This window comes from Candidatus Poriferisocius sp. (assembly GCF_965214065.1).
Taxonomy (GTDB): Bacteria; Actinomycetota; Acidimicrobiia; order Acidimicrobiales; family Bin134; genus Poriferisocius.
The window spans coordinates 583543-609395 of sequence record NZ_CBDCAT010000028.1 but is presented as its reverse complement, the minus strand read 5'-3'; the positions used below and the strand labels follow the sequence as shown (position 1 = coordinate 609395).

Here is a 25853-nt window from a genome sequence, read left to right as displayed (position 1 = left end):
GTCAGCGGTCGGACAGGCCGAAGGAAGTCTTGAGCGCTTGATGGAACCCTCGTTGGCCAAGAGTGACTAGGCGTGCGGGCTTGTCGGAAACTGAGACGGTCAGGCAACCTCCATCCCCCAGCTCCCCCAGCGAGCGGCCGTCCACTGCTACCGCGGCCGAACGGTCGCCCAACACCTCGATGACCAACTCGCTAGACGGAAGCAGCACCAGGCTGCGGTCGAACAGCGTGTGAGGGGCCACCGGGGTCAAGATCACCGCGTGCATGGTCGGGGCCAAGATGGGTCCACCAGCCGACAAGGAGTAGGCCGTAGATCCGGTAGGAGTGGCGGCGATCAGCCCATCGGCGGCGTAGCTGGTGAAGAACTCCCCATCAATGTGAACGGCCAGATTGACGGTGCGCCCGCTGTCAACCTTCTCCACGATGGCCTCATTGAGGACGCTTACCTCCGTGCCGTTTCCCAGTCGACAGCGCAGCCGGATACGCTCTTCGATGACGTAGTCCCCGGCCAAAAACTGCTCTATTGCCTGTGGTGCGGTATCCGGCTGAATGCCGGTGAGGTAGCCCAAAGAGCCGTAGTTGACCCCTAAGACTGGCACGCCGTCATCGGCAACGGCAGTTACCGCCCGGAGCATGGAACCGTCTCCTCCCAAACTCACCGCCAAGTCCAACTTCTCTCCGATGCAGCCTTCGAGATGAGCGAGGTCGGAGCGGCCAACCGCTTCGGCGGGCTCGGGAGGCAAGCAGATTTGATGACTGTCGCCTTCCAATCGGTCAATGAGTTCGGCCGCGAGCTTGAGGGCTTCCGGCCGATCAGCGTGAACAAAGAGGGCGATTGCAGCCACGGAGTCAGGCTATTCGCCTCTGGGGACAACTTGGGCCACCAATTCGGCAGAATCCACTTCTGAAGGCGTACCGCCTCTCACCAGGTGCAAGAAGAATTCCACATTTCCCTGCGTACCCTTCAGCGCTGATGGGACGGCGGCTTGGAGGGCAAGGCCGGCCGCCGCTGCCGATTCCAGCACTCGGTCGAGCGCGACCCGCCATAGCTCGGGGTCGCTGATTACGCCCCGGCTTCGGCTGGCCTCTTGACGCCCCACTTCGAACTGGGGCTTTACCAGAACCACCACTGGAGCGTTCTGCGCCACCAGCTCGGTCAAGCAGTCCATGACCGAAGTCAAGGAGATGAAGGACACATCGGCAGTTACCAGGTCGAACGGTGCCCCGATTCCGTCCGAATCGACGTCGCGGACATCGGTTCGCTCATACAGTGTCACCCGGGGGTCGGCAGCCAAGCGCTCATGCATCTGGGCCCGGCCTACATCAACGGCAACAACACCCGCGGCTCCCCTCTGCAAAAGGCAGTCGGTGAATCCACCAGTGGATGCACCTACGTCACAGCACCCCAGTCCGGAGACATCCAGATTGAATGCTGCCAGCGCGCTCTCCAACTTCTCTCCGCCCCGGCTCACATAGCGGTCCGGAGGGCCCGAAAGTTCCAGGGCGTCGCCGGGCAGCACCAAACGGGCCGCCTTTTGCGCCACGGCTCCGTTCACCGTGACCCGACCCGAGGTCACCGCCTCCCGGGCCCGATCCCGGCTCGCCACTATGCCGCGGCGGACCAGCTCTGCGTCCAGCCTCCGGCGCGAGCCTTTCATCCCACCTATTCAAGCCCCATCTGATCGACCAAGGCGGCCAGATCGGGAGTACAATACTGCGGCTCTGGTGACACCGGCAGATCGTCGGCCCCGACCACCCCGCTCAGCACGAGCGCGAACTCGTATCCCAGAGCCCGGGCGAATAGTCCGTCGGAGTCGGGGCGGTCCCCCACCACCACGCCGGATTCGCCAATTCGGTCGCGCACGCAATCGACGATTGGCTGGTTGGGCTTGCCCGCCATTATGGGCACTGCCTCCGCGGCGGCCGCCACCGCGGCGAGAAGAGACCCGCCCCCCGGCTCCAGCCCGCGCTCGGTGGGGTAGCTGGGATCGTGGTTGGTACCGATCAGCCGAGCGCCGCCGCGCACAGCCCGCATGGCCCGGCTAAGGGTGTCGTAGTTGAAGCTGGGGTCCATGCCCACAACCACCGCGTCAGAAGGAGCCGAAGTGCAGACCTCAGCGCCCGCCGAATCCACCGCCTCGTCGATGCCCCGACCCCCTACCACCAGCACCCGCTCGCCAGGGTGGATGAGCTGGCCCGCGGCGGTGGCCGAGGTGATCACCGAGCCGGCGGCGTCGATCCCGCAGTCGGCCAGCTTGGCCTCCTGGTCAGCCACCGTCAGCGCGGACATGTTGGTGACGAACACCACTGGGGCGCCTGATCGTTGCAAGCGCTCGACGGCCCCAGCCGCACCGGGTACCGGGGTTCCTCCCACCCAGACCACCCCGTCCAGATCGAGCACCCAGCCCCGAGGGGCGGGTCGCCCGGACGAAGAACAGGCGTTGCTCAGGAGACTTCCCAGGTGGGCCGGGAATGCAGCAAGGCCTCAAGGTCGCCGGGGCCGGACTGCTCCTGGGCCATGGCGAGCTGCTTGCTGGCCTCGCCGGCGTACTCGGCCCGTTCCGCCGCCCGATAAACCCCGATCGGGGTGGGCTCGAAGGGGCCGGCCGAGAGCCGGGACAGGGCAAAGGCCAGGCTGGGATCTTGGCGAGTCTCGTCGTGAACCAACAGGGCCGATTCGCCGACGTCGGCCACGTCGACCACCTCGGCGCTCCCTTGGGGATTGATCCGCACGCCCTTCTCGTTGTCCTCGCCGAAGCGGATGGGCTTGCCGTGCTCGAGGGGGATGAGCATGGAGGCCCGCTTGTCCTTTTTGGTGATGGCCCCGAACGCACCGTCGTTGAACACGTTGCAGTTCTGGAACACCTCCACGAAGGAGGCGCCGGGAAAGTCGTGGGCCCGCCGGAACATGTCCATCATGTGCTGGCGGTCCATGTCGTGGGTGCGGGCCACGAAGCTGGCCTCGGCCCCGATGGCCACCGACACGGGGTTGAACGGCTCGTCGATGCTTCCCGCCGGAGTGGACTTGGTGACCTTGCCGATCTCGCTGGTGGGCGAGTACTGGCCCTTGGTCAGCCCGTAGATCTGGTTGTTGAACAACAAGATGTTGAGGTTCACATTGCGGCGAAGGGCGTGCAGCAGGTGATTACCGCCGATGGACAGCATGTCGCCGTCCCCGCCCACAACCCATACGTGCAGCTCGGGCCGAGCCATGGCCAAGCCGGTAGCCAGAGCAGGGGCCCGCCCGTGTATGCCGTGCATCCCGTAGGTGTTCATGTAGTAGGGGAACCGGGCGGCGCAGCCTATGCCTGAGACGAACACCGTGTCCTCGCGGCGCACACCTAGGTCGGGCATGAGCATTTGAACCGCGGTCAAAATGGAGTAATCCCCGCAGCCAGGACACCAGCGGACCTCTTGGTCGCTGGTCCAGTCGGCCTTGGTGGTGGTGGGCACGTCAGTCATCAAGGACTCCGTTGATGTGGCTGTGAAGTTCGGCGGCGGTAAAGGGTATCCCCTCCACCTTGGCCACCGATTGGGCATCGACCAAGAACTCGGCTCGGATGATGCGGCAGAACTGGCCCAGGTTCATCTCCGGGACCAGCACCTTGGGATAGCGGCGCACGATGTCGCCCAAGTCTCGAGGCAGTGGGTTCAGGTGGGTGACATGGGCATGGGCCACCTTGCGGCCTTGGGCCCGGGCCCTCATGACTGCACTGGTAATAGCCCCCCAGGTGGAGCCCCAGCCCAGCACCAGCAGATCGGCGTCGTCCACGTCGCCGTCCAACATGGTGAGGGGTATGTCGTTGGCGATGTGGGCAACTCGCTGCTCGCGCAGCTTCACCATGTATCCGTGGTTGTCGGCCTCGTAGTTGATGTTGCCGGTGCCGTCTTCCTTCTCGATGCCGCCGATGCGGTGAGTAAGGCCGGGAGTGCCAGGCACCGCCCACGGACGGGCCATGGTCTCGGGGTCGCGCAAATAGGGCCAGTACGCCTCGGCGCCATCGTCTTCAATGTGATTGGGCGCGGTGGCAAACTCCACCGTCAAGTCAGGCAGGGTCGACACGTCGGGCAGGAGCCATGGTTCGCTGCCGTTGGCCAGATAGCCGTCGGACAACAAGATCACCGGTGTGCGGTATTTGAGGGCGATGCGGGCCGCTTCGATAGCGGCGAAGAAGCACTGCGACGGGGAGTAGGCGGCCACAATGGGCACTGGCGACTCGCCGTGGCGCCCGTACATGGCCTGCATCAGGTCGGCGCTCTCGGTCTTGGTGGGCAGCCCGGTGGACGGCCCGCCCCGCTGGATGTTTATGACTAACAGGGGCAACTCGAGGCTAACGGCCAGCCCGATGGTCTCGCCTTTGAGGGCTACCCCCGGCCCGCTGGTGGTGGTGATCCCCAGATGCCCGCCAAAGGATGCTCCCAGCGCGGCGCACACCGCGGCGATCTCGTCCTCGGCCTGAAGGGTGCGTACTCCGAAGTTCTTGCGCTGGCTCAGCTCATGGAGGATGTCGCTGGCCGGGGTAATGGGGTACGACCCCAGAAACAGGGGAACCTTGGCCTGCTGGCTGGCCCCCACCAGGCCCCACGACAGCGCGGTGTTGCCGTTCACGTTGGTGTAGGTCCCCGGGGCCAGGGCGGCCGGCTTCACCTCATAGGTAAAGTCGAACAGCTCGGCGGTATCGCCGAATGCCATCCCGGCCTTGAACGCCGCTGTGTTGGCATCGGCGATGAGCTGCTGGCGCTTGAACTTCGCCGTAATCCAATCCAGGGTGGGCTGGGCTGGGCGGCTGTAGAGCCACGACAACAGTCCTAGCGCGAAGAAGTTCTTGGACCGCTCAGCGTCGCGGGGCTTCACCCCCAGGTCCTTGCAGACCTCCTTGGTGATGGTGGTCATCGGCACCTTGAAAAGGGTGTAGTTGTCCAGGCTGCCGTCTTCCAGCGGATCGCTGTCATAGCCGGCTTTGGCCAGGTTGCGCTCCACGAAGGCGTCCTGGTTGACGATCACCGTCCCGCCCATCTCCAGATGGGCCAGCTCCTTGCGAAGAGCTGCCGGGTTCATGGCCACCAAAACGCTGGGAGCATCTCCTGGCGTGGTGATGTTGTGGTCGGAGACCTGCACTTGGAAGGCCGACACGCCAGCCAGGGTCCCCTGCGGCGCCCGGATCTCAGCCGGGAACTCAGGCAGCGTGGCCAGGTCGTTGCCGAACAGCGCGCTGGCACTGGTGAAGCGGTCACCGGTCAGCTGCATCCCATCGCCGGAGTCGCCCGCAAAGCGAACCACTAACCGGTTCAGCTCGCGCGTCCCGACGGTACGCGGCACGGTGTCTGTCACGGAATCCTCCTTGATCCCTTGATGGCCACTCGCTGACGCGGTGCCGGAATCCGAGGTTACCTAGTGGTGAACCTCAAGTGGCACATCCTCGGCAGTTGGGATGGCTATTGAGGACTTCAGGCGACGGTTACCGAGTCGGAGAGGTAGACATCTTGGATGGCGTTGAGGAGCTCTACGCCCTCGGCGAGGGGGCGTTGGAAGGCTTTGCGGCCGCTGATGAGGCCAAGGCCGCCGGCCCGTTTGTTGATGACCGCGGTGCGCACTGCTTCGGCCAGATCGCTGGCCCCCGACGACGCACCTCCGGAGTTGATGAGGCCAATGCGCCCCATGTAGCAGTTGGCCACCTGCCAGCGGGTTAGGTCGATCGGGTGGTCGGTGGTCAGTTCGTCGTACACCAGAGGGTGAGTCTTGCCGAACCCGAGGGCGGTGTAGCCGCCGTTGTTCTCGGGGAGCTTCTGCTTGATGATGTCGGCCTCAATGGTCACCCCGATGTGGTTGGCCTGGGCGGTGAGGTCGGCCGCCGCGTGGTAGTCGGTGCCGCCCACCTTGAAGCCGGAGTTCCGCAGGTAGCACCACAAAACGGTGAACATCCCGCACTCATGGGCCCGGTGGAAGGCCTCGGCCACCTCCTGGATCTGACGGGTGGACTCTTCGGAGCCGAAGTAGATGGTGGCCCCTACACCGGCCGCACCGAGATCGTAGGCCTGCTCCACCGACCCGAACATCACCTGGTCGAACTTGTTGGGAAATGTGAGGAGCTCGTTGTGGTTGAGCTTGACGATGTAAGGGATGCGGTGGGCGAAGCTCCGGGAGGTGGCTCCCAGCACGCCGAATGTGGAGGCCACGGCGTTGCAGCCCCCTTCCACGGCCAGCTCTACAATCCCCGCGGGGTCGAAGTAGCGGGGATTGGGAGCAAAAGAGGCCGCCCCTGAGTGCTCGATACCCTGGTCCACCGGCAGGATGGAGACGTAACCGGTACCTCCTAGCCGACCGTGGTCGAACAGCGACTGAAGGTTGCGCAGTACCTGAGGAGACCGGTCGGTGCTGGCCATTACCCGGTCCACGAAATCGGGTCCGGGCAGGCTCAATTCCTCCCGGGGAATGGTCTTGGATTCATGTGACAAGAGCGATTCGGCCTCGTCGCCCAGTAGTCCTTCAAAGTCCACGATCTGCCTCTCCTTCGAGCCAAGTGCCGGTCTTCCTCACGATAGCGGCGCGCCAAAACCTTCGGGGGCATTACCCGGGAGTATTCGCTACCGAAGAGAAGCCAGCCTCTCGACCACGTCCACGTAGAGCTCATCCTGGTCTTTCAACCAGCCGAACAGCTCCCTCGCCCTAGGGATTTCGCCAGCCTGTTCGCACAGATCGGCCAGGGCGTAGGCCTGACGTAAATGGTGCTCTTTGGCCCGCCTAGGACGCTGGAAATTTGCCGACAGTAATTGAACCGCCTCGGTGTAGTCACCGCGATCGCCCAGGGCGCCGGCAGCCACTATTCTCCCCTCGGCTAGTATCGCAGCGCTCGCACCAGAGGCCTTCAGCTCAGCCCACAGCCCGTCGACGTCGGCCCATCGGTGCTGGGCCCGGTGGCAGTCGGCCAGAACCGGGTGGAGGTCGATGCGACCGGTGAGCTCTCGGAAAGCCTCCAACTCCCGGGCGGCCAATTCCCAGCGGCCCAGGCGGTAGAGGGTCAAGCCGGTCAGCTCTCTTACTTCGGGCACCTTGGGGGCATCCTTGGCCATCCCGTCCAAAGCCCTCCACGCTTTGTGGTAATCACCTTGCTCATAGGCCACCTCGGCTCGCTCCAGCCTCTGGCGGTATCGAGGACCGTCTCTGCGCCCCACCGCATCTTCCAGTTGCTGGGCTTTGGGTGACGGGCCGCCCTCGGGCAATGGAGCTCGCCTTCGCCCCCGTTGTTGCTTGCTGGGTGGGTTTTCGGGTTCTTCGCTCAGGTTGCCTCGCTGAACGGCTTCCTTAGCCTCGGCGCGAAGTTGCTGAGTTCTAGCTTGGCGAGCCTCTCGCCGCTCGGCCCGCAATCGGGCCTCTTCAGCCTCCTCCGCCCTTTCTTCGACAACCTCTGGTGGTGCTTTTTCCTCGGGTTCTAGGGGCGGCTCCACCACCTTGGCCGCACCCTTGCGGGCCACAGATCCCATTCCCCGCGGCCCCTTGGGTGGAGGCGACTCGTCCCTTCCCCTGCCTTGAGGTCCCCGGCGATCGGATCTTCCCCTGCCCGGAGGCCCTCTGCGATCAGAGTCCCGCCGATCAGACCTACCCCGCCCATCAGAGTCCCGCCCATCAGACCCTCGATTCGCCGTCCTTCGGCCTCTCGGAGGGCCGCCTTTGCCCTTGCTCTGATGGGTCCGCTGCTGAGGAGGCCTCCTGCGATTGGGAGGCTTGCGGGCAGACCCTCCTCCAGAAGACACCGCCTGAGTCTACCGAGACGGCTGCCGTTAACTGCGGGTAAACGAAAGCGGGGAGCCATATGGCTCCCCGCTTTGGCGAAATCCGGCGGCGACCTACTCTCCCAGGGCGTCTCCGCCCAAGTACCATCGGCGCTGGTGGGCTTAACTTCCGTGTTCGGAATGGGAACGGGTGTGACCCCACCGCCATCGCCACCGAAACCTTTATGTTCTTGTCAATGAGGCGTTGCTTCAAGAACTCCACAGCGAGCACGAACACCCAATTCGACATCGAGTTATTGATGTAGAACCAAGCCCTCGGCCGATTAGTACCGGTCAGCTGAACATGTCGCCATGCGTACACTTCCGGCCTATCAACGTGGTGTTCTGCCACGGGCCTTACCCGGTTTACCCGGTGGGTGATCTCATCTTGGAACAGGCTTCCCACTTAGATGCTTTCAGCGGTTATCCTTTCCGCAGGTCGCTAACCAGCCATGCCCTTGGCAGGACAACTGGCACACGAGAGCTGCGTCCGTCCCGGTCCTCTCGTACTAGGGACAGCCTTCCTCAAATCACCTTCGGCTACAGAGGATAGGGACCGAACTGTCTCACGACGTTCTAAACCCAGCTCGCGTACCGCTTTAATGGGCGAACAGCCCAACCCTTGGGACCTGCTTCAGCCCCAGGATGCGATGAGCCGACATCGAGGTGCCAAACCTTCCCGTCGATATGGACTCTTGGGGAAGATGAGCCTGTTATCCCCGGGGTACCTTTTATCCGTTGAGCGACGGCGCTTCCACACGCAACCGCCGGATCACTATGCCCAACTTTCGTTTCTGCTCGACCCGTCGGTCTCGCAGTCAAGCTCCCTTGTGCCATTACACTCGACGCCTGATTGCCAACCAGGCTGAGGGAACCTTTGGGCGCCTCCGTTACTCTTTGGGAGGCGACCGCCCCAGTCAAACTACCCACCTGACACTGTCCTCAACCCGGATAACGGGCCTAAGTTAGATGCCCAGCATATGCAGAGTGGTATTTCAAGGTTGACTCCACACAAACTAGCGTCCATGCTTCCAAGTCTCCCACCTATCCTGCACAACACATACCAAACACCAATATCAAGCTGTAGTAAAGGTCCACGGGGTCTTTCCGTCCTTCTGTAGCTAACGAGCATCTTTACTCGTACTTCAATTTCGCTGGGTCTATGGTTGAGACAGTGGGAAAGTCGTTACGCCATTCGTGCAGGTCGGAACTTACCCGACAAGGAATTTCGCTACCTTAGGACCGTTATAGTTACGGCCGCCGTTTACTGGGGCTTAGGTTCAGAGCTTTGCCTTACGGCTAACCCCTCCCCGTAACCTTCCAGCACCGGGCAGGCGTCACAGCGTATACAGCGTCTTACGACTTCGCACGCTGCTGTGTTTTTAGTAAACAGTCGCTTTCCCCTGGTTTGTGCCACCCGATCAAGCTCCGGGCGCGAAGCCCATCACTTTACTGGGGTCATCCTTATCCCAAAGTTACGGATGTAATTTGCCGAGTTCCTTAACCATAGTTCTCCCAATCGCCTTGGTATTCTCTACCTGCCCACCTGTGTTGGTTTGGGGTACGGGCGCTGTGAAAGCTCGCTAGCGGCTTTTCTTGGCAGTACAGGATCAGTGACTTCACCTCATGCGGTTCGGTATCACGCCTCAGGCTTTATGGGGACCGGACTTACCTGGGCCCCACCCTACACGCTTACCCCAGGAACTACCGTCGCCTGGGTTCACCTACCTCTCTGCGTCCCCGCGTTGCTGGCCGCTCCGGTGTGGGTCGGTTTCTCCTGTCCCTTTGCGGGACAGGCATCCCCTTAGCAACACCGGTTAAGCCTGGACGCGTTCACAGCGGTACCGGAATATCAACCGGTTGTGCATCGACTACGCCTGTCGGCCTCGCCTTAGCTCCCGACTCACCCTGGGAGGATTAGCCTTCCCCAGGAACCCTTGGGCTTTCGGCGGAAAGGTTTCTCACCCCTCTCTCGCTACTCATACCAACATTCTCACTCGGACTCGGTCCACGTCAGCTCACGCTGCCGCTTCACTCCAAGCCCGACGCTCCGCTACCACTCCTGCCTAATGGCAGAAATCCGCAACTTCGGTTTCTAGCTTTAGCCCCGTTACATTGTCCGCGCAGGATCACTCGACCAGTGAGCTGTTACGCACTCTTTCAAGGGTGGCTGCTTCTAAGCCAACCTCTTGGCTGTCTGTGCAATCCCACATCGTTTACCACTTAGCTAGAAATTAGGGACCTTAGTTGGCGGTCTGGGCTGTTTCCCTTTCGACCCCGAAGCTCATCCCCCGGGGTCTCACTGCTGTGCTCTAGAACCATGGCATTCGGAGTTTGGCTGAGTTCGGTAAGCTTGTCGGCCCCCTAGCCCATCCAGTGCTCTACCTCCATGGTTGAACGCACAACGCTGCACCTAAATGCATTTCGCGGAGAACCAGCTATCTCCGGGTTTGTTTGGCCTTTCACCCCTATCCACAGGTCATCCGCCCAGTTTTCAACCTAGGTCGGTTCGCGCCTCCACGGAGTCTTACCCCCGCTTCACACTGCCCATGGATAGATCACCCGGCTTCGGGTCTACGGCATGCGACTGTACGCCCATTTAAGACTCGCTTTCGCTCCGACTCCCCTTCACAGGTTAATCTTGCCACATACCGTAACTCGTTGGCTCATTCTTCAAAAGGCACGCCATCGCGATCTCAGATTGACGATCCGAAGATCATCGGGTTGAGACGACGCTCTGACTGCTTGTAAACCAACGGTTTCAGGTACTATTTCACTCCCCTCCCGGGGTACTTTTCACCTTTCCCTCACGGTACTAGTTCACTATCGGTTGCCTACATATACTTAGCCTTACGAGGTGGTCCTCGCAGATTCACGCCGAATTACACGGCAACGGCGCTACTCGGGGACACTCAGCGAAGTGTGCAGCAGTTTCGTGTACGGGGCTCTTACCCCCTGCGGCTCGCCTTTCCAGAACGATTCCACTACCACGCACATTTGTAACTTCGTGGAGGATCTGGTGCTCCTCCTCTGAGGCCCCACAACACCGAACCGGCAACGCCACCAGGCTATTCCACCGGCACGGTTTAGGCTATTCCCATTTCGCTCGCCGCTACTAAGGGAATCGCGGTTGCTTTCCTTTCCTACAGGTTACTTAGATGTTTCAGTTCACCTGGTTCCCTCTACCGGTGCTATGTGTTCACACCGGAGTGATACCCCTTTACAGGTATCAGGTTTCCCCATTCGGACATCCCCGGATCGAAGCTCAGTCGGCAGCTCCCCGAGGCTTATCGCAGCCTCTCACGTCCTTCATCGGTCGTAGGCACCAAGGCATCCACCGTTGGCTCTTCGTAGCTTGGAAGATTCATACATCGAAGAACTCTAATTTCGATCAGATGCTCGTGCTCGCTATGCAGTTCTCAAAGAGCACAGGAGGATGCTGAACAAGAAATAAACCGTTCAGGCAGAGCCTCGAGCGTGAAAATCACGCTCCCTCAAAACGGAAGAGAGGACAAGAGAAACCAGTGCATCAACTGGGAGTGTCCGAACTTAATTCCACCATTTGGTGGTATCAAGTGGAAACGGAACTCCTTAGAAAGGAGGTGATCCAGCCGCACCTTCCGGTACGGCTACCTTGTTACGACTTCACCCCAATCGCCAACCCCACCTTCGGCAGCTCCCCCTCAAAAGAGTTAGGCCACTGACTTCGGGTGTTGCCGACTTTCGTGGTGTGACGGGCGGTGTGTACAAGGCCCGGGAACGTATTCACCCCGGCGTTGCTGATCCGGGATTACTAGCGACTCCGACTTCATGGAGTCGAGTTGCAGACTCCAATCCGAACTGAGACCGGTTTTAAGGGATTCGCTTCACCTCGCGGTGTCGCTGCCCGTTGTGCCGGCCATTGTAGCATGTTTGCAGCCCTGGATATAAGGGGCATGATGACTTGACGTCGTCCCCACCTTCCTCCGAGTTGACCCCGGCGGTCTCCTACGAGTCCCCACCATTACGTGCTGGCAACATAGGACGAGGGTTGCGCTCGTTGCGGGACTTAACCCAACATCTCACGACACGAGCTGACGACAGCCATGCACCACCTGTGTACGGCCCCGAAGGACACCATATCTCTATGGCTTTTCCGTACATGTCAAACCCAGGTAAGGTTCTTCGCGTTGCCTCGAATTAAGCAACATGCTCCGCCGCTTGTGCGGGCCCCCGTCAATTCCTTTGAGTTTTAGCCTTGCGGCCGTACTCCCCAGGCGGGGCACTTAATGCGTTAGCTACGGCACGGAACCCGTTGATAAGGCCCCACACCTAGTGCCCAACGTTTACGGCGTGGACTACCAGGGTATCTAATCCTGTTTGCTACCCACGCTTTCGCTCCTCAGCGTCAGTACCGGCCCAGAGTGCTGCCTTCGCCGTCGGTGTTCCTCCTGATATCTGCGCATTTCACCGCTACACCAGGAATTCCACACTCCTCTACCGGACTCTAGTCATAGCAGTATCGGATGCAATCTTAGGGTTGAGCCCTAACCTTTCACATCTGACTTACCAAACCGCCTACGAGCTCTTTACGCCCAATAATTCCGGACAACGCTCGCCCCCTACGTGTTACCGCGGCTGCTGGCACGTAGTTGGCCGGGGCTTCTTCTGCAGGTACCGTCAATTTCGTCCCTGCTGAAAGGGGTTTACAACCCGAGAGCCTTCATCCCCCACGCGGCGTTGCTGCGTCAGGCTTTCGCCCATTGCGCAAGATTCCCCACTGCTGCCTCCCGCAGGAGTCTGGGCCGTGTCTCAGTCCCAGTGTGGCTGATCGTCCTCTCAGACCAGCTACCCGTCGATGCCTTGGTGAGCCGTTACCTCACCAACTAGCTGATAGGCCGCGAGACCCTCCCGAAGCGCCGGAGCATTTCCTCTGCCGATCATGCGATCAGCGGAGGGTATCTGGTATTAGCCACAGTTTCCCGTGGTTGTCCCAGTCTTCGGGGCAGGTTCCTCACGTGTTACGCACCCGTTCGCCACTTGGTCATTGCCCGAAGGCGACCTCGTTCGACTTGCATGTGTTAGGCACGCCGCCAGCGTTCGTCCTGAGCCAGGATCAAACTCTCCGTCAATATCTCCAGCAGCTCCTCCCCGAGGGGTTTCGCCGCCTTTGATCATGTGCTCGTCTCACTAATTACCTCGGCGAGACGAAGCGATTCCGGAAAGTCAAAAGGGCCGAAACCCTTCCTGACTGATATTCCTTGGAATTGTGTTAGGTCGACGACTTGAACGCGAGGTGCGCCAAGACGTCGCCCGCACTGGCTTATCCGTCCTCTCTTCCGTTTTCAAGGAGCGTGAGGCGGTGACCCTGACGGGAGAACCGCATCGGTCCAGACAAGCCAAACCGTGCTCTGCCGCTGCGGGCAGCCCGAGAGCTACCCGTTTCAGAGGCGGGTTGTAACGCTACCGGCGCTGACCAGCAACGTCAACTCATCCAGGGGATTCGTTTCCCCTCACTCGCAGCAGGTGGTGGCGGCGCTTACCCCGCCGAAGCAGCAGGTAGCGGCCATGCAGCAGGCGGTCGACAGCAACGGTCGGGTCTTCGCCGGAAACCCGCACGTTGTTCACATACACCGAGCCCTCGGACAACCCCCGGCGGGCATCGCCTTTGGAGGTGGCCAGCCCGGTTTTGGCCAGCATCTCAACTAGGTCGAAGCTGTTCGAGCCGGCGTCGAACCCACCGCCGCCAGCAAGGGAGATGTCTGAGGTGGGCACCTCCTCGGCGACCGTCTCAAGAGCGGCCTCGTCCATGTCGTCCACCGGAGAGCCGAACAGGATTCGAGCGGCTTCAGCAGCAGCAGCAGCCGCGCCTGGGCCGTGCACCAGTGAGGTGACCTCATTGGCCAGGGTCCGCTGGGCATCCCGGCGTCCGGGGTCGCCCTGGTGGGCCTCTACCACTTCGGCGATATCCCCCACCGGCAGCATGGTGAACTGGAGCAGGCTGCGCTCCACATCCTCGTCGGGTACCTGCACGAAGTACTGGTGGAAGCGGTAGGGGCTGGTGCGATTTGGGTCCAGCCACACTGCCCCCTCCGCGGTCTTGCCGAACTTGGCCCCGTCAGACCGGGTGAGCAACGGCCAAGTGAGGCCGTGGGCCTGGACCCCGGAGCGGCGGCGAATGAGATCCACACCAGCGGTGATGTTGCCCCACTGGTCGGAGCCGCCGATTTGGAGCTCGCATTGATGGTGTGAGTGCAGCCACCAGAAGTCGTAGGCCTGCAAGAGCATATAGGTGAACTCGGTGTAGGAGATTCCGCTCTCGCTCTCCATGCGGCTGCGCACCGAGTGCTTGGCCGCCATCTGGTTCACGGTGGCGTGCTTGCCGGTGTCTCGCAAGAACTCGATGAGGGTGAGGTCGCGGGTCCAATCGTAGTTGTTGACCAGCTCGGCGTCGCCGTCGAAGTCCAGGAGTCTTTCCAGTTGGACTCTTATTCCAGAAAGGTTGGCCGCCAGCGTGTCATCGTCCAAGAGATTGCGCTCATCGGAACGACCGCTGGGGTCACCCACCATTCCGGTGGCCCCGCCGACCAACGCGATGGGCCGGTGGCCGGCCTCCTGGAACCGCCGCAACACCAATACTCCGATGAGGTTGCCCAAATGCAGGGAACTGGCCGTAGGGTCGATGCCGTGGTACACCCCGATCGGACTGTCGTTCAGCCGCCGCGCCAGCAGTTCTCGATCGGTGGTGTCGTGTACCAGGCCGCGAGATTCGAGTTCTTCGAGCACCGGGCACAGGCTACGGGAGTCAGCGGCAAAGGGAGAATGAATACGTGACCGGCAGACAACTCGGCCTGACTATCGGCATCTCAGTAATAGTGCTGTTCGCCGTGTTCTGGGTCGGGGCCACGATCTGGTTCTTCGGCGACGGCAACCCCGACCGCCTCGAAGACCGGGAGTGGGTAGCCGACGCTGAGGCCCGATGCGCCGAAGCCCGAGACGTGCTGGACCGCCTCCCCCAGGCCCGCGAAGCAGCGAGCACGGAAGAACGGGCTGGCCAGATCGAAGCCTCGACCGCAGTGCTGGCCGATATGACAGCCGACTTGGCCGCCTTCGCCCCCGGGGGCGAAGACGGAGAGCTTGTGGGGTTGTGGCTGAGGAGCTGGGAGACCTACATCGGCGACCGCCTGGCCCACGCCGAGGCCCTCCGGGCCGGAGAAGACCGCCAGTTCAGAGTGAGTGTGGAGCGGGGAGAAGGGGTTGACGCCTTGTTGGACGCCTTCGCCGACCGCAACCGGATGCCCTCCTGTGGCGACCCGCTGGACATCGGCTAGCAGCGACGAGGCGCGACGCACATGCCGGGCTACAGCCGCAAGCGACCCCCGGGCCTGAGTTCGTTCCTCTTGGGGTCCACCACCATGCCAGTTGACTCCAGCGCCGTGAGTCCCAGCAACGGCTCAGAGCCGGTATCGCCGAACAGGATGCACCCGCCCACCACCTCATCCATGAACTCGATTTGTGCCACGCCGTAATCAAATTCACATTCGCTGCCGTCGGCCAGCCAGTAGGTCCGCCTTCCCTGCTGCTCAATGCCGATGGCCTCTGCCTGTGCTCGGGGCATGACGCAATCCATAGCTCCGGTGTCCACCAGAAACCGCCCTTGCCAAGCCCTGTCAGGCTCACGCGGGTTCCGTACTGTTGCAGATACGTATGTCTCGCCCATGGCCGACTCCCTTCGCTCCGACCCCATCAGCAGGGCCGAAAACCAAGTATAGGCCGACCCTTGTCGGATGTATCAATATGAGAGGTATCCAAATTATTCGAAATATAATTTAGATTGACCTCGAGAATGCCAACCGCTGGGCGCCCAGTTCGGCCAGGCGAAACAAGCCGGGATCGCTGGTCAATTCAGTCAGGGCGTCTAGGGGTACCCATCGCATATCTCTAGACTCGTGGTTTGGCTTCGGCTTAGCGTCGGCGGGGGCCCGCACCAAGAACCGGACGTCGTAGTGCAGGTGGGTGTCTTCACCGGGGGGATCCACCTCGTGTATGTCCAGATGCAAGGGCTGAGGCCAGATGCGCAGCCCGTAGATTCCGGTTTCCTCGGTTGCCTCCCGCAGCGCCACTGCGGCCAGGTTGGCATCGCCATCGGCGTGACCTCCGGGCTGAAGCCAGCGGCCCAGCTTGGCGTGGAGCATTAGCAGCGTTTTGGCACCCGCGCTATCCACGACAAGCGCCGAGCCGGTGAGGTGTCCGGGTCGGCAGGTTCGCTGGCAGGCGTCGGGGTAGCTGTCGATTAGCGTTCGGTAGCGGTCCCCCAGATCATCGTGGAACCTGGCCAGAAGCTCTCGAGCCACGGCCAGGTCTTTGCTGGAGGCCAATTCAGCATCTTCACTGCTCACCCAGGCCATATCTGCTCTTCTTCAGCCCTTGCGGGATAGATCGGGACAACCGGGAACGTACCAGCGCCATGGAAGGTCGGTACCGGCGCTGAGGCCTATGCGAACCGAGCGGCCCGGATCAGCAGGGGGCGCAGTGCCGTCATCGAGCAGCTCAATCCCCGAATCGGCGGTCACCAGATCGGCGCCGTTGCCCGCGCCGTCGATGCCCAAAGCGGCGGTGAGCTTGGCCGGCCCGCTGCACAGATCCCGGTCGCGGCGGGCCTTCGGCCGCCGCTCTCTCATCTGGTCGAGGCCAACCAGCGGGGTCAGCGCCCGCAACAGCACCGCTGCACACTCTCCTTCGACCCCGCACACCACGTTGGCGCACCAGTGCATCCCGTAGGTGAAGTACACGTACAGCTTCCCCGGCGGCCCGAACATGACCTCGGTGCGGGGGGTCATCCCCCGATAGCCGTGGCTGCCCGGGTCGTCGGCGCCGCCATAGGCCTCCACCTCCACGATCCGACCCCGGCACCCCCCGGCCACCAGCACCTTGTTCAGCAGGTCCGGGGCCACTTCCCTCGGGTCACGGGCATAAAAGTCCCGCTCCAGTGTCACGGTCGAGCACCTTAGAGCAGCCCGCTCACGATCTCTGCTACCCGCATTCCCACGCCCGGCGCAGTCTGCACTCCGGTGCCACCTAGGCCGGCGCACCAGATGAATGTGGGATCTTGCCGGTGGGGCCGGATGACCGGCTGGCGGTTCGGTGCGAAGACGCGGAGGCCCACATACCAGGACCAAAAAACAGGGCACACATCAATCTGATATGAGAGTTTTTTCTGGTTGATTTTCGATCAGAGGAACTCTTGGCTTTCATTCAGACGAGGTCGAACCTTTCAATTGGCCGTGGACAACAGTTACAATCGGCCGATGAGCGCTGCTCTGTTCTACCCGCGCCACGTTCGTAGTCGGCTGATTGAGGCTCTCGAGGATTCTCCTGCGGACGGATCGAGGGCTTCTCGGGCAACTGACTGAGACCTTCGTTTACACCGAACTGCGACGCCAGGCGAGCGGGCATCACCAGAACCTGCGGTTCTTCCACTTCCGGGACAAGGACGGCGCCGAGGTGGACATCGTGATCAAGGGGCGTGGCGGCCTCGTCGCCGGAGTCGAGGTCAAGGCCGGCTCCACGGTCACCAATTCGGATTTCGGTGGACTGCGCAAACTCGCAGCAGCCACCGGCGAGCGTTTCGCCGCCGGGGTCGTGCTCTACGACGGCGAGATCAGCGCCGGCTTCGGTCACCGCCTCCGGGCCGTCCCGATCCGCAGGCTGTGGGAGACAGCGTGAGGGTCTCGTCGGGTTCGGTGTCGGTGTCGTCGGCGACGGGCAGGGTGATTTCCAGTTCGGTGTCGCCGGGGTTGAGGGTGAATTGCTGGTGTGGAAGGTGGGAAGTAGAACTCGGCCTGCTTGTCAGAACCGGGTAGCGTCGGCGTCGAGTTGGGCGCGGAAGCGTTTGATCTGTGCGGCTACGGCGTGGGGGCCAGCGCCGCCGGGGGTGGTGCGGCGGGTGACGGGGACACCGGGGGCCAGCAGGGCTGCGGCGGTCTCCCCCAGGCGGGGGTCGGCCCGAACCAGATCGGCCAGCGAAGCCGCGCCTTCTAGCGAGCGGCGCACGAGATCGCCGACGATGGCGTGGGCGTCGCGGAAAGGCACGCCGTCGGCCACCAGGTGCTCGGCCAGATCTGTGGCGGCCGAGGTGGGGGCGTCGGCGGCCGCGGCCATGGCATCGGTGTTGAAGCTGATGGTTGCCATCAGCCCGGTCATAGCCCTCACGCCGAGGCGCACTTGATCTACCGCGTCGAACAGGGGTTCCTTGTCTTCTTGGAGGTCGCGGTTGTAGGCCAGCGGCAGGCCTTTGAGAGTGGCCAGCAGACCGGTGAGGTTGCCGATGATCCGGCCAGCCTTGCCTCGAGCCAACTCGGCGATGTCGGGGTTCTTCTTTTGGGGCAGCATGGAACTGCCGGTGGCGTAGGCGTCGTCTAGGGTGGCGAAGCCGGCCTCCTCTGAGGTCCAGAACACGATCTCCTCGCCGAGCCGGGACAGGTGTATTGCCACCATGGCCGATGCGAACAGGCTCTCGGCTGCGAAGTCCCGGTCGGACACTGCGTCCATGGAGTTCTCGAACCGGGCGGCGAAGCCCATATCGGAGGCAGTCATGTCGGGATCCAAGGGAAGCGAAGACCCGGCCACCGCGCCCGCCCCCAGCGGGCTCACGTCCAGCCGGGTGCGGGCGTCGGCCAGCCGGTCCACATCCCGGGACAGCGCCCAGCCGTGGGCCAGCAGGTGGTGGGCCAAAAGCACCGGCTGGGCCCGCTGGAGGTGGGTGTACCCCGGCAGGTAGGCATCGCCGGCGGAGGCGGCCCGGTCCAACAGCACCTGTTGGAGGGCGATCACGTCGGCGGCCATGGCGGCCAGCTCCCGCTTGGCGAACAGGCGCAGGGCCGTAGCCACCTGGTCGTTGCGGCTGCGCCCGGTGTGGAGCTTGGCCCCGGCCGCTCCGGCTAGCTCGGTTACCCGGCGTTCGATGGCGGTGTGGATGTCCTCGTCGCTGGGCGCGAATTCGAAGTCGCCAGAGGCCAGCTCGGTCTCAGTCTGGTGCAGCGCGGCCAGCACGACGTCTACCTCTGAGTCGGAGAGCAGCCCGACGCGGCCCAACATGCGCACATGGGCCCGCGAGCCGGCGACGTCGTCGGGCGCCAGCCTCACGTCGAAGCCGATGCTGGCGGTATAGGCCATCAGTTCCTCGGCGGGATCGCCTTCGAACCTCCCGTGCCAGAGCGTGCTCATGACGGGCCTGCCCGCTGGGCCAGGGTGCGCAGCCGCAGGGCGTGGAGCTTGATGAACCCCTCGGCGTCGGCCTGTTCATAGGCGCCCTGGTCCTCTTCGAAGGTGACCACCGCCTCGTCGAAGAGGCTGTCGTCGGAACGCCGCCCGGTCACGGTCACGTTGCCCCGGTAGAGCTTGAGCCGCACGGTGCCGTTCACCCGCACCTGGGAATGGTCGATGGCGGTTTGGAGCATGAGGCGCTCGGGGCTCCACCAGTAGCCGTTGTAGATCAGCTGGGCGTAGCGGGGCATCAGCTCGTCTTTGAGGTGGGCCACCTCCCGGTCGAGGGTGAGGCTCTCCATGGCCCGGTGGGCCTTGAGCATGATGGTGCCGCCGGGGGTCTCATAGCAGCCCCGCGACTTCATGCCCACGTAGCGGTTCTCCACCAGATCTAGGCGGCCGATGCCGTTGGCCCCGCCGATGCGGTTCAGCTCGGCCAACACGGAAGCCGGGCTGAGGGGCTGGCCGTCGATGGCCACGATGTCGCCGCCCTGGAAGCCGAGCTCGATCTCGGTCGGGGTGTCGGGGGCGCTCTCGGGCGATGTCGACCAGCGCCACATATCCTCGGGAGGCTCGAACCACGGGTCTTCCAGCGGGCCGCCCTCATAGGAGATGTGAAGCAGGTTGGCGTCCATTGAGAACGGGGAGCCGCCCTCCCGCTCAGCTTCGATGGGGATGCCGTGCTCGGCGGCGTAGGCCACCAGCTTCTCCCGGGAGCCCAAGTCCCAGATGCGCCACGGGGCCACCACCGAGATGTCGGGGTTGAGGGCATAGGCCCCCAGCTCGAAGCGCACCTGGTCGTTGCCCTTGCCGGTGGCGCCGTGGGACACCGCGTCGGCGCCCGCCTCGGCGGCGATCTCCACCAGCCGCTTGGCGATGAGCGGGCGGGCGATGGATGTGCCCAGCAGGTACTCCCCCTCGTAGATGGCGTTGGCCCGGAACATGGGATACACGAAGTCGGCGGTGAACTCCTCGCGCAGGTCTTCGATGTAGATCTCCTCCACGCCCATGGCCTCGGCTTTGGCCCGGGCCGGTTCCAGCTCCTCGCCCTGGCCCAGGTCGGCGGTGAAGGTGACCACCTCGCAGTCGTAGGTGTCCTGCAACCAGCGCAGGATTACCGAGGTGTCCAGCCCGCCGGAGTAGGCCAGCACGACTTTGCTCAAGTTCTGGTTCACGAGTTCTCCTCCAACGGGGCAGGTTCCCCATATTCGTTGAGTCCGGCGAGCGTGCAGAAGAAGTCGGCCACCCGATGGCCGCCTGTGTCTTCTGTGGCCACCACCAGCACGGTGTCGTCACCGGCGACGGTACCCAGCACGCCGTCCACCGCCGAGCGGTCGATGGCCGAGCCCACGACGTGGGCCGATCCCGGCGGGGTGTTGAGCACGATCAGGTTCTGGGAGAAGCCCACGGCCACCACCCACTCCCCCAGCACCCGCCGGAGATGGTCGTCAGGGGCGACCTGCTCGGTAGGCAGCTCGGGGATGGCGTATACCGATCCGCCTCCGGTGGGGACCTTGACCGCGCCCAAATCGTCGAGGTCGCGCGACACGGTGGCCTGGGTGGCGGCCACCCCCTCGGCGGACAGCAACTGCACCAGGTGATCTTGGCTGGACACCGACTCCTGCTTCAGGATCTGGGCTATCCGATGCTGGCGCTGGTTCTTTCCCAGCCTCATGTCGCCCCCAACAAGAACGCGAGCAGGCCGCGGGCGGCGTGCATCCGGTTTTCGGCCTGCTGCCATATCAGGCTCTGGGGGCCGTAGAGCACATCTTCGGTTGCTTCGAGGCCAGGGTGGGCGGGAAGGCAGTGCAGGAAGACGGCGCCGGGGACGGCCCGGGCCATCAGCTTCTCGTCCACGGTGTAGCGGGCGAAGGCGGCCATTTTCTCGTCGGTCTCGGCCTCTTGGCCCATGGAGACCCACACATCGGTATACACCAGATGGGCGCCGTCCACCGCGGTCTCGGGATCTTCCACCACATGGGCTTGTTGCCCGCTGTTGGAGATGCGGCTGAGGTCTGCGGCGTCGAATCGGTATCCGGCAGGGCTGGCGATGACGAACTCCGCCCCGGCAAGGCCAGCGGCGATGGCCAGCGACCGGGCAACGTTGTTGGGATCGCCCACATAGGCGATGCGCCGGCCGCTGATCTCCCCGAAGACCTGCTTCACAGTCAATATGTCGGCCAAAGCCTGCAAGGGGTGGGCCTGGTCGCTCAACATGTTGACCACCGGCACCGGGCTGACCGCGGCCATGCGCTCAACCACAGTGTGGTCGAACACCCGGGCGCCGATGGCCGCGTGATAGCAGGCCAAAGTCCTGGTGATGTCCTCGGCCGACTCCCGCTGGTCGATGCCCACCTCGGCGCCGGCGATGGACACCGGGTGGCCGCCGAGCTGCACCACGGCCATCTCCATGGAGTGGCGGGTGCGGGCCGAGGGCTTCTCGAACAGCAAGGCCATGCCCTTGCCCTCCAACACCCGCGAAGGGGCAAGGTCGGCGGAAAGCTCCAACACCGTGGCCAGCTCGGCCGCAGTGAGGTCATCGACCTCCAGCAGGTGGCGGACCGGATTCATGGCTTCAACGCCTTGTCGAGGACGGCGACGCCGTGGGCGATCTCGTCGTCGCTGATGATCAGGGGCGGGGCGATGCGCAACGAGGTCGCACCCGCGGTGCCCAGCACCAAGCCTTCGGCCATCCCCGCGCTCACTACCTCGGCGGCGGGCCGCTCTCCGGCCAGCTCCACGCCCAGCAACAGGCCCCGGCCCCGCACGCTGGCTACTCCGTCGAGCGCCTCCACGGCCGCCCGCATCGCCCCTCCGGCTCGAGCGGCCTTGGCAGGCAGGTCGATCTCCTCCATCACCTCTAGGGTGGCCTTGGCCGCCGACGCCGCCAGAGGCTGGCCGCCAAAGGTGGTGGCGTGGTCGCCCGGTTTGAAGGCCGCAGCCACCTCTGCCCTGGCCCAACAGGCCCCGATGGGCATGCCGTTGCCCAGCGCCTTGGCCATGGTCACCACATCGGGCTCAACGCCGTCGTGATGGTGGGCAAACCAGCGCCCGGTGCGGGCCAGCCCGGTTTGCACCTCATCGAGCATGAACAGCAATCCCCTTTCGTCGCACAGCTCGCGCACCGCTTGCAGATAGCCGTCGGAGGGCACGTTTATGCCCCCCTCGCCTTGGATGGGCTCCAACAGCACCGCAGCAGTGGTGTCGTCGATGGCCTTCTCCAACTCGGCGATGTCATCCCAGGGGACGTGGCGAAAGCCTTCGGGCAGGGGCTGGAAGGCCTCGTGCTTCTCGGCTTGGCCGGTGGCGTGCAGGGTGGCCAGGGTCCGGCCGTGGAACGACCGGCCGGCGCTTATCACCGTGTAGCGGCCATGACCGGCCCATTTGCGGGCCAGCTTGATGGCGCACTCGTTGGACTCAGCGCCGCTGTTGGCGAAGAACACCTGGCCGGGCGGGCCGCCGACAAGGCGGTCGATGGTGCGGGCCACGTGCATCTGGGGGTCGGTGGCGTACAGGTTGGACACATGGCACAGCGTGCGGGCCTGCTCGGCGACGGCCTCGGCCACCCGGGGATGGGCGTGGCCCAGGCTGCACACCGCGATGCCGCTGAGGAAGTCCAGGTAGCGGGTGCCGTCGCGGTCCCACAGCCAGCACCCCTGGCCCCGCACGAACATGACCGACGGCGGGCCATAAGTGGGCATAAGCGGACAGGGCCCGGCGTCAGAGCCCACCGCGTCGGTGTGGGTGGTCATGGAGAGATCTCCTGTTCTTGATCGGAATCGGGGCAGACCATGGTGCCCACCCCGGCATCGGTGAACAGCTCCAGAAGAAGCACGTGCGGGGTGGTGCCGTTCACCATGTGGGCTGAGGCCACCCCGTGGCGCACGGCGTGGACGGCGGCCTCGACCTTGGGAATCATGCCTCCGGCCAAAGCCCCGGTGCCGACCATCTCGTCGAGAGCCGAGGGAGTGGTGGCACTGATTAGGGTGGACGGGTCGTCGGGATCGGCCAAGAGCCCCTCCACGTCGGTGAGGAACACCGCCTTGGCCGCGTCCAGTGCTCCGGCCAGGATTCCGGCCACGGTGTCGGCGTTGATGTTGAGGGCCTGGCCGGTGGCGTCGGCGCCGATGGTGGACACGACCGGAATGAGGCTCTCGTCCAACAGCCGGTCGATGATGGCCGTGTTGACCGTGTCCACCGTCCCGACATAGCCCAGCTCTGGGTTGTCGGCCCGAGCCTGGATCAAGCCGGCGTCCTCCCCGGACACGCCCACCGCCAAAGGGCCGTGCACGTTGATGGCTGAGACGATGTCGCGGTTTACCCGTCCCACCAGCACCATGCGGGCGATGTCGAGGGTCTCGGCGTCGGTGACCCGCAGCCCGTCCACAAAGCGTGGCTCCAACCCGAGCCGTCCCATCATCTCGCCGATCTGGGGGCCGCCGCCGTGAACCACGATGGGCCGGATGCCCACCGAGTGCATGAGCACGATGTCGGCTGCGAACCTGGCCAGGTGGTCGCGGTCCATGGCGCTGCCGCCGTACTTCACCACCACGGTGGAGCCGGAGAATCGCTGGATGTAGGGCAGGGCCTGGGTAAGCACCGCGGCGGTGGCTTCAGGGGTGAGGCTCATGACGTCCCCATGTTCTCGTCGATGTAGGCGTGGGTGAGGTCGGTGGTGATGATCCGGGCCTGCCCGTCGCCCATGCCCAGATCGACGTGCAGGTCGAGGCGGCGGCCGGTCATGTACTCAGCCAGCTCGGGGGGGTGGGTGGGCTCACCGTGGTCGTACACCACATGGGGTCCGTAGGCGATTGTCAGCTTGGTGTTGTCGAAGGCCACCCCGGCGGCGCCCATCTCCGAGGCGATGCGGCCCCAGTATGGGTCTTGGCCGTACCAGGAGCATTTCACAAGCTGGCAGTTGGCCGTGTCCCGAGCGGCTTTGGCCGCCTCGGCGTCGGAGGCTGCCCCGGTGACCCGCAGGAAGACCGTCTTGGTGGAGCCCTCGGCGTCGTCGGCCATCTGGAGAGCCAGGCTCTCACAGGACGCGGCCACCGCCTGGGTGAGAGCATCGGGATCGACCGGCCCGGCCTGGCCATTGGCCAGGATCAGCACGGTGTCGTTGGTGGACTCGGCGCCGTCCACAGTGAGGGTGTTGAACGTGCCGGCCACCCCCTCCCGCAACGCCTGTTGCAGGGTGTGGGGGTCGGCGGCCGCGTCGGTGACCAGCACCGCCAACATGGTGGCCATGTTGGGCTCGAGCATGGCCGCTCCCTTGGCCATGCCCCCCACGGAGAAGCCGTCGCCGGCGACGAGCACCTGTTTGGGCACGGTGTCGGTGGTCATGATGGCCTCGGCTGCATGGGGGCCGGCGTCAGGGGTGAGCGTTTGAGCGGCCGCAGCTATGCCGGCCGTGACTTTGTCCATAGGCAGGACGTAGCCGATCAGCCCGGTGGAGCAGACCAACACCTGCTCGGGGGCAATTCCCAGGGAGGCGGCGGTTTCCTCGCACATCTGGCGGGCGTCGGCCATGCCTTGCGTCCCCGTGGCGGCGTTGGCGTTGCCGCTGTTAAGGACCACCGCGGCGGCCCTTCCCCCAGTTGTGGCCAAGTGCTCTTGGCACACCAGTACCGGGGCCGCGGTCATCTTGTTGGAGGTGAACACCCCGGCCGCGCTGACCGTCGAGCCATCAGCGGTGGCCACCAGGGCCAAGTCGGGCTTACCGCTGGGCTTGATGCCGCAGGTCACCCCCGCGGCTAGGAATCCTGCGACGTCGGTCACGCTCATGGATACACCCCCAGTGCGGTCAGCCCGGCGGTCTCGTCCAGCCCGCTGACGAGGTTGGCGCACTGCACTGCTTGCCCAGCCGCCCCCTTCACCAGATTGTCGATGGCGCACAACGCCACCACGGTTTGGGTACGGGCGTCGTAGCGGACGGTGAGATGGGCGGCGTTGGAACCCAGCGTGGCCTTGGTTGACGGAGGGCGTTCAGACACGACGATGAACGGCTCATCGGCGTAGGACTCGGCCAGCGCACCGAGCAGCGAGTCGGTGGATGCCTCCCCTGCTGGCTTGGCGTAGCAAGTGGCCAATATGCCCCGGTTCATCGGAGCCAGGTGGGGGGTGAACAGCACCGACGCCCCGGCGGCCTGCTCTATTTCGGGGGTGTGGCGGTGGTTGAGGAGCCCGTAGGCGGTGAAGTCCTCGTCCACCGCGCAGAACGTGGTGTGGGCCTTGGGAGGCCGTCCTGCACCGGATACCCCGCTGGCCGCGTCCACGATCACCCCATCGGTTTCTATGAGCCCCATGCGGACCAGCGGGGCCACTGCCAGCGCGGCGGCGGTGGGATAGCAGCCGGGAACGGCCACGGCCGCGGCACCGGCCAGCTCATCCCTGAACAGCTCGGGCAATCCGTAGGCGAACTGCCCGAGCAACTCGGGCGCCTGGTGCGGCTCCCCATACCACTGCTGGTATTGCCCAGCGTCGGTCAGTCGGAAATCGGCGGCCAGATCGATAGTAGCCTTGTCCCGAGCCAAGATTTCGCCAGCCAGCGCCATGGACTGGCCATGGGGAAGGGCCAGAAACGCTAGGCCCACATCGTCCAACAGCGTGGGGTCGTACTTCACGAACTCCTGTTCGGTGCCGATGGCAGCCAAGTGAGGATAAAGATCGGCAACTGGTTGCCCTGCCTGGGTATCGCCGGTTACGAAGCGCACGTCGAAGCCGTCGTGGTGAGCCAGCAACCGCATCAACTCCGCACCCACAAACCCCGACGCCCCAATGATCCCCACAGGAATCTTCTGTCCCATGGGACCAATTATGCATATTTATGAATAAGTATTC

The 25853-nt window shown here is 63.7% G+C and carries 22 protein-coding genes and 3 rRNA genes; 2 read left to right on the top strand and 23 right to left on the bottom strand.

What is annotated here, in order from left to right:
- Window position 1 precedes the first annotated feature (1 nt).
- The 11 genes from ACOOGG_RS14245 to tyrS form a co-directional block, all read right to left on the bottom strand.
- Complete coding sequence (locus tag ACOOGG_RS14245; protein WP_420436180.1) at window positions 2-844, bottom strand: NAD(+)/NADH kinase; 843 nt, start codon at window positions 842-844, stop codon at window positions 2-4.
- Between the two features lie 9 nt (window positions 845-853).
- Window positions 854-1657 (bottom strand): TlyA family RNA methyltransferase, encoded by an 804-nt coding sequence (locus ACOOGG_RS14240; protein WP_420436178.1) that lies wholly within the window; start codon window positions 1655-1657, stop codon window positions 854-856.
- A 5-nt stretch (window positions 1658-1662) separates the two neighbouring features.
- The gene (locus tag ACOOGG_RS14235) at window positions 1663-2400 is read right to left on the bottom strand and encodes an HAD-IIA family hydrolase (RefSeq protein WP_420436176.1); all 738 of its coding nucleotides are present in this window, start codon (window positions 2398-2400) and stop codon (window positions 1663-1665) included.
- Between the two features lie 44 nt (window positions 2401-2444).
- Entirely contained in the window at window positions 2445-3461 is a 1017-nt protein-coding gene (locus tag ACOOGG_RS14230; protein ID WP_420436174.1) for a 2-oxoacid:ferredoxin oxidoreductase subunit beta, read from the bottom strand.
- Entirely contained in the window at window positions 3454-5331 is a 1878-nt protein-coding gene (locus ACOOGG_RS14225) for a 2-oxoacid:acceptor oxidoreductase subunit alpha (RefSeq protein ID WP_420436172.1), read from the bottom strand. The genes ACOOGG_RS14230 and ACOOGG_RS14225 overlap by 8 nt, the downstream gene beginning before the upstream one ends.
- Before the next feature lie 116 nt (window positions 5332-5447).
- The gene (locus tag ACOOGG_RS14220; RefSeq protein ID WP_420436170.1) at window positions 5448-6497 is read right to left on the bottom strand and encodes a class I fructose-bisphosphate aldolase; all 1050 of its coding nucleotides are present in this window, start codon (window positions 6495-6497) and stop codon (window positions 5448-5450) included.
- 87 nt (window positions 6498-6584) lie between these two features.
- Window positions 6585-7481 carry a tetratricopeptide repeat protein gene (locus ACOOGG_RS14215; RefSeq protein WP_420436168.1) on the bottom strand — a complete coding sequence of 299 codons (897 nt, stop codon included), beginning with the start codon at window positions 7479-7481 and terminating at the stop codon, window positions 6585-6587.
- Window positions 7482-7831: 350 nt separating this feature from the next.
- Window positions 7832-7948, bottom strand: a 5S ribosomal RNA gene (gene rrf / locus ACOOGG_RS14210).
- Between the two features lie 85 nt (window positions 7949-8033).
- Window positions 8034-11130: ribosomal RNA gene (locus ACOOGG_RS14205) — 23S ribosomal RNA — on the bottom strand.
- Between the two features lie 234 nt (window positions 11131-11364).
- Window positions 11365-12880, bottom strand: a 16S ribosomal RNA gene (locus ACOOGG_RS14200).
- Together the 16S, 23S and 5S rRNA genes form the textbook arrangement of a ribosomal RNA operon.
- A 358-nt stretch (window positions 12881-13238) precedes the next feature.
- Window positions 13239-14534 (bottom strand): tyrosine--tRNA ligase, encoded by a 1296-nt coding sequence (gene tyrS, locus ACOOGG_RS14195; RefSeq protein ID WP_420436166.1) that lies wholly within the window; start codon window positions 14532-14534, stop codon window positions 13239-13241.
- A gap of 44 nt (window positions 14535-14578) precedes the next feature.
- On the opposite strand from tyrS, the gene ACOOGG_RS14190 reads away from it, so the two are divergent.
- Complete coding sequence (locus tag ACOOGG_RS14190; protein WP_420436164.1) at window positions 14579-15079, top strand: hypothetical protein; 501 nt, start codon at window positions 14579-14581, stop codon at window positions 15077-15079.
- A gap of 29 nt (window positions 15080-15108) precedes the next feature.
- Here ACOOGG_RS14190 and ACOOGG_RS14185 read toward each other — a convergent pair whose 3' ends face one another.
- The 4 genes from ACOOGG_RS14185 to ACOOGG_RS14170 all read right to left on the bottom strand — a co-directional run bounded on the left by ACOOGG_RS14185 (window position 15109) and on the right by ACOOGG_RS14170 (window position 16941).
- Window positions 15109-15468: a clan AA aspartic protease gene (locus tag ACOOGG_RS14185; protein WP_420436162.1), complete on the bottom strand. Its 360-nt coding sequence runs from the start codon at window positions 15466-15468 to the stop codon at window positions 15109-15111.
- 109 nt (window positions 15469-15577) lie between these two features.
- On the bottom strand, window positions 15578-16147 hold the full coding sequence (locus ACOOGG_RS14180) for an NUDIX hydrolase (RefSeq protein ID WP_420436161.1): 570 nt from the start codon (window positions 16145-16147) through the stop codon (window positions 15578-15580).
- A gap of 21 nt (window positions 16148-16168) precedes the next feature.
- Window positions 16169-16738: a DNA-3-methyladenine glycosylase gene (locus ACOOGG_RS14175; protein ID WP_420437609.1), complete on the bottom strand. Its 570-nt coding sequence runs from the start codon at window positions 16736-16738 to the stop codon at window positions 16169-16171.
- Between the two features lie 17 nt (window positions 16739-16755).
- Entirely contained in the window at window positions 16756-16941 is a 186-nt protein-coding gene (locus ACOOGG_RS14170) for an FAD-dependent oxidoreductase (RefSeq protein WP_420436159.1), read from the bottom strand.
- Window positions 16942-17102: 161 nt separating this feature from the next.
- On the opposite strand from ACOOGG_RS14170, the gene ACOOGG_RS14165 reads away from it, so the two are divergent.
- Window positions 17103-17474 (top strand): DUF4143 domain-containing protein, encoded by a 372-nt coding sequence (locus ACOOGG_RS14165; protein WP_420436157.1) that lies wholly within the window; start codon window positions 17103-17105, stop codon window positions 17472-17474.
- A gap of 123 nt (window positions 17475-17597) precedes the next feature.
- Here the strand turns inward: ACOOGG_RS14165 and argH are convergent, their stop codons facing one another.
- The 8 genes from argH to argC are packed head-to-tail and all read right to left on the bottom strand — an operon-like array spanning window position 17598 to window position 25819.
- Window positions 17598-18974, bottom strand: a complete 1377-nt coding sequence (gene argH / locus ACOOGG_RS14160) for an argininosuccinate lyase (protein ID WP_420436155.1) — start codon at window positions 18972-18974, stop codon at window positions 17598-17600.
- Window positions 18971-20188, bottom strand: coding sequence for an argininosuccinate synthase (locus ACOOGG_RS14155; protein WP_420436153.1), 1218 nt, complete (start codon window positions 20186-20188; stop codon window positions 18971-18973). The genes argH and ACOOGG_RS14155 overlap by 4 nt, the downstream gene beginning before the upstream one ends.
- On the bottom strand, window positions 20185-20688 hold the full coding sequence (gene argR, locus ACOOGG_RS14150; protein WP_420436151.1) for an arginine repressor: 504 nt from the start codon (window positions 20686-20688) through the stop codon (window positions 20185-20187). Before argR ends, ACOOGG_RS14155 begins: the two co-directional genes overlap by 4 nt.
- The gene (gene argF, locus ACOOGG_RS14145) at window positions 20685-21584 is read right to left on the bottom strand and encodes an ornithine carbamoyltransferase (RefSeq protein WP_420436149.1); all 900 of its coding nucleotides are present in this window, start codon (window positions 21582-21584) and stop codon (window positions 20685-20687) included. Before argF ends, argR begins: the two co-directional genes overlap by 4 nt.
- Entirely contained in the window at window positions 21581-22765 is a 1185-nt protein-coding gene (locus tag ACOOGG_RS14140) for an acetylornithine transaminase (RefSeq protein ID WP_420436147.1), read from the bottom strand. The genes argF and ACOOGG_RS14140 overlap by 4 nt, the downstream gene beginning before the upstream one ends.
- Window positions 22762-23643 carry an acetylglutamate kinase gene (gene argB, locus ACOOGG_RS14135; RefSeq protein WP_420436145.1) on the bottom strand — a complete coding sequence of 294 codons (882 nt, stop codon included), beginning with the start codon at window positions 23641-23643 and terminating at the stop codon, window positions 22762-22764. The genes ACOOGG_RS14140 and argB overlap by 4 nt, the downstream gene beginning before the upstream one ends.
- On the bottom strand, window positions 23640-24797 hold the full coding sequence (argJ, locus tag ACOOGG_RS14130) for a bifunctional glutamate N-acetyltransferase/amino-acid acetyltransferase ArgJ (RefSeq protein ID WP_420436143.1): 1158 nt from the start codon (window positions 24795-24797) through the stop codon (window positions 23640-23642). Before argJ ends, argB begins: the two co-directional genes overlap by 4 nt.
- Window positions 24794-25819, bottom strand: a complete 1026-nt coding sequence (gene argC / locus ACOOGG_RS14125) for an N-acetyl-gamma-glutamyl-phosphate reductase (protein WP_420436141.1) — start codon at window positions 25817-25819, stop codon at window positions 24794-24796. The genes argJ and argC overlap by 4 nt, the downstream gene beginning before the upstream one ends.
- Between the last annotated feature and the right edge of the window lie 34 nt (window positions 25820-25853).

Bases quoted from the DNA above. Each gene is read 5' to 3' on its own strand.
- ACOOGG_RS14240 (WP_420436178.1), bottom strand. From the start codon at position 1,657: ATGAAAGGCTCGCGCCGGAGGCTGGACGCAGAGCTGGTCCGCCGCGGC.
- ACOOGG_RS14230 (WP_420436174.1), bottom strand. From the start codon at position 3,461: ATGACTGACGTGCCCACCACCACCAAGGCCGACTGGACCAGCGACCAA.
- ACOOGG_RS14215 (WP_420436168.1), bottom strand. From the start codon at position 7,481: ATGGGATCTGTGGCCCGCAAGGGTGCGGCCAAGGTGGTGGAGCCGCCC.
- ACOOGG_RS14185 (WP_420436162.1), bottom strand. From the start codon at position 15,468: ATGGGCGAGACATACGTATCTGCAACAGTACGGAACCCGCGTGAGCCT.
- argH (WP_420436155.1), bottom strand. From the start codon at position 18,974: ATGAGCACGCTCTGGCACGGGAGGTTCGAAGGCGATCCCGCCGAGGAA.
- argR (WP_420436151.1), bottom strand. From the start codon at position 20,688: ATGAGGCTGGGAAAGAACCAGCGCCAGCATCGGATAGCCCAGATCCTG.
- argF (WP_420436149.1), bottom strand. From the start codon at position 21,584: ATGAATCCGGTCCGCCACCTGCTGGAGGTCGATGACCTCACTGCGGCC.
- ACOOGG_RS14140 (WP_420436147.1), bottom strand. From the start codon at position 22,765: ATGACCACCCACACCGACGCGGTGGGCTCTGACGCCGGGCCCTGTCCG.
- argB (WP_420436145.1), bottom strand. From the start codon at position 23,643: ATGAGCCTCACCCCTGAAGCCACCGCCGCGGTGCTTACCCAGGCCCTG.
- argJ (WP_420436143.1), bottom strand. From the start codon at position 24,797: ATGAGCGTGACCGACGTCGCAGGATTCCTAGCCGCGGGGGTGACCTGC.
- argC (WP_420436141.1), bottom strand. From the start codon at position 25,819: ATGGGACAGAAGATTCCTGTGGGGATCATTGGGGCGTCGGGGTTTGTG.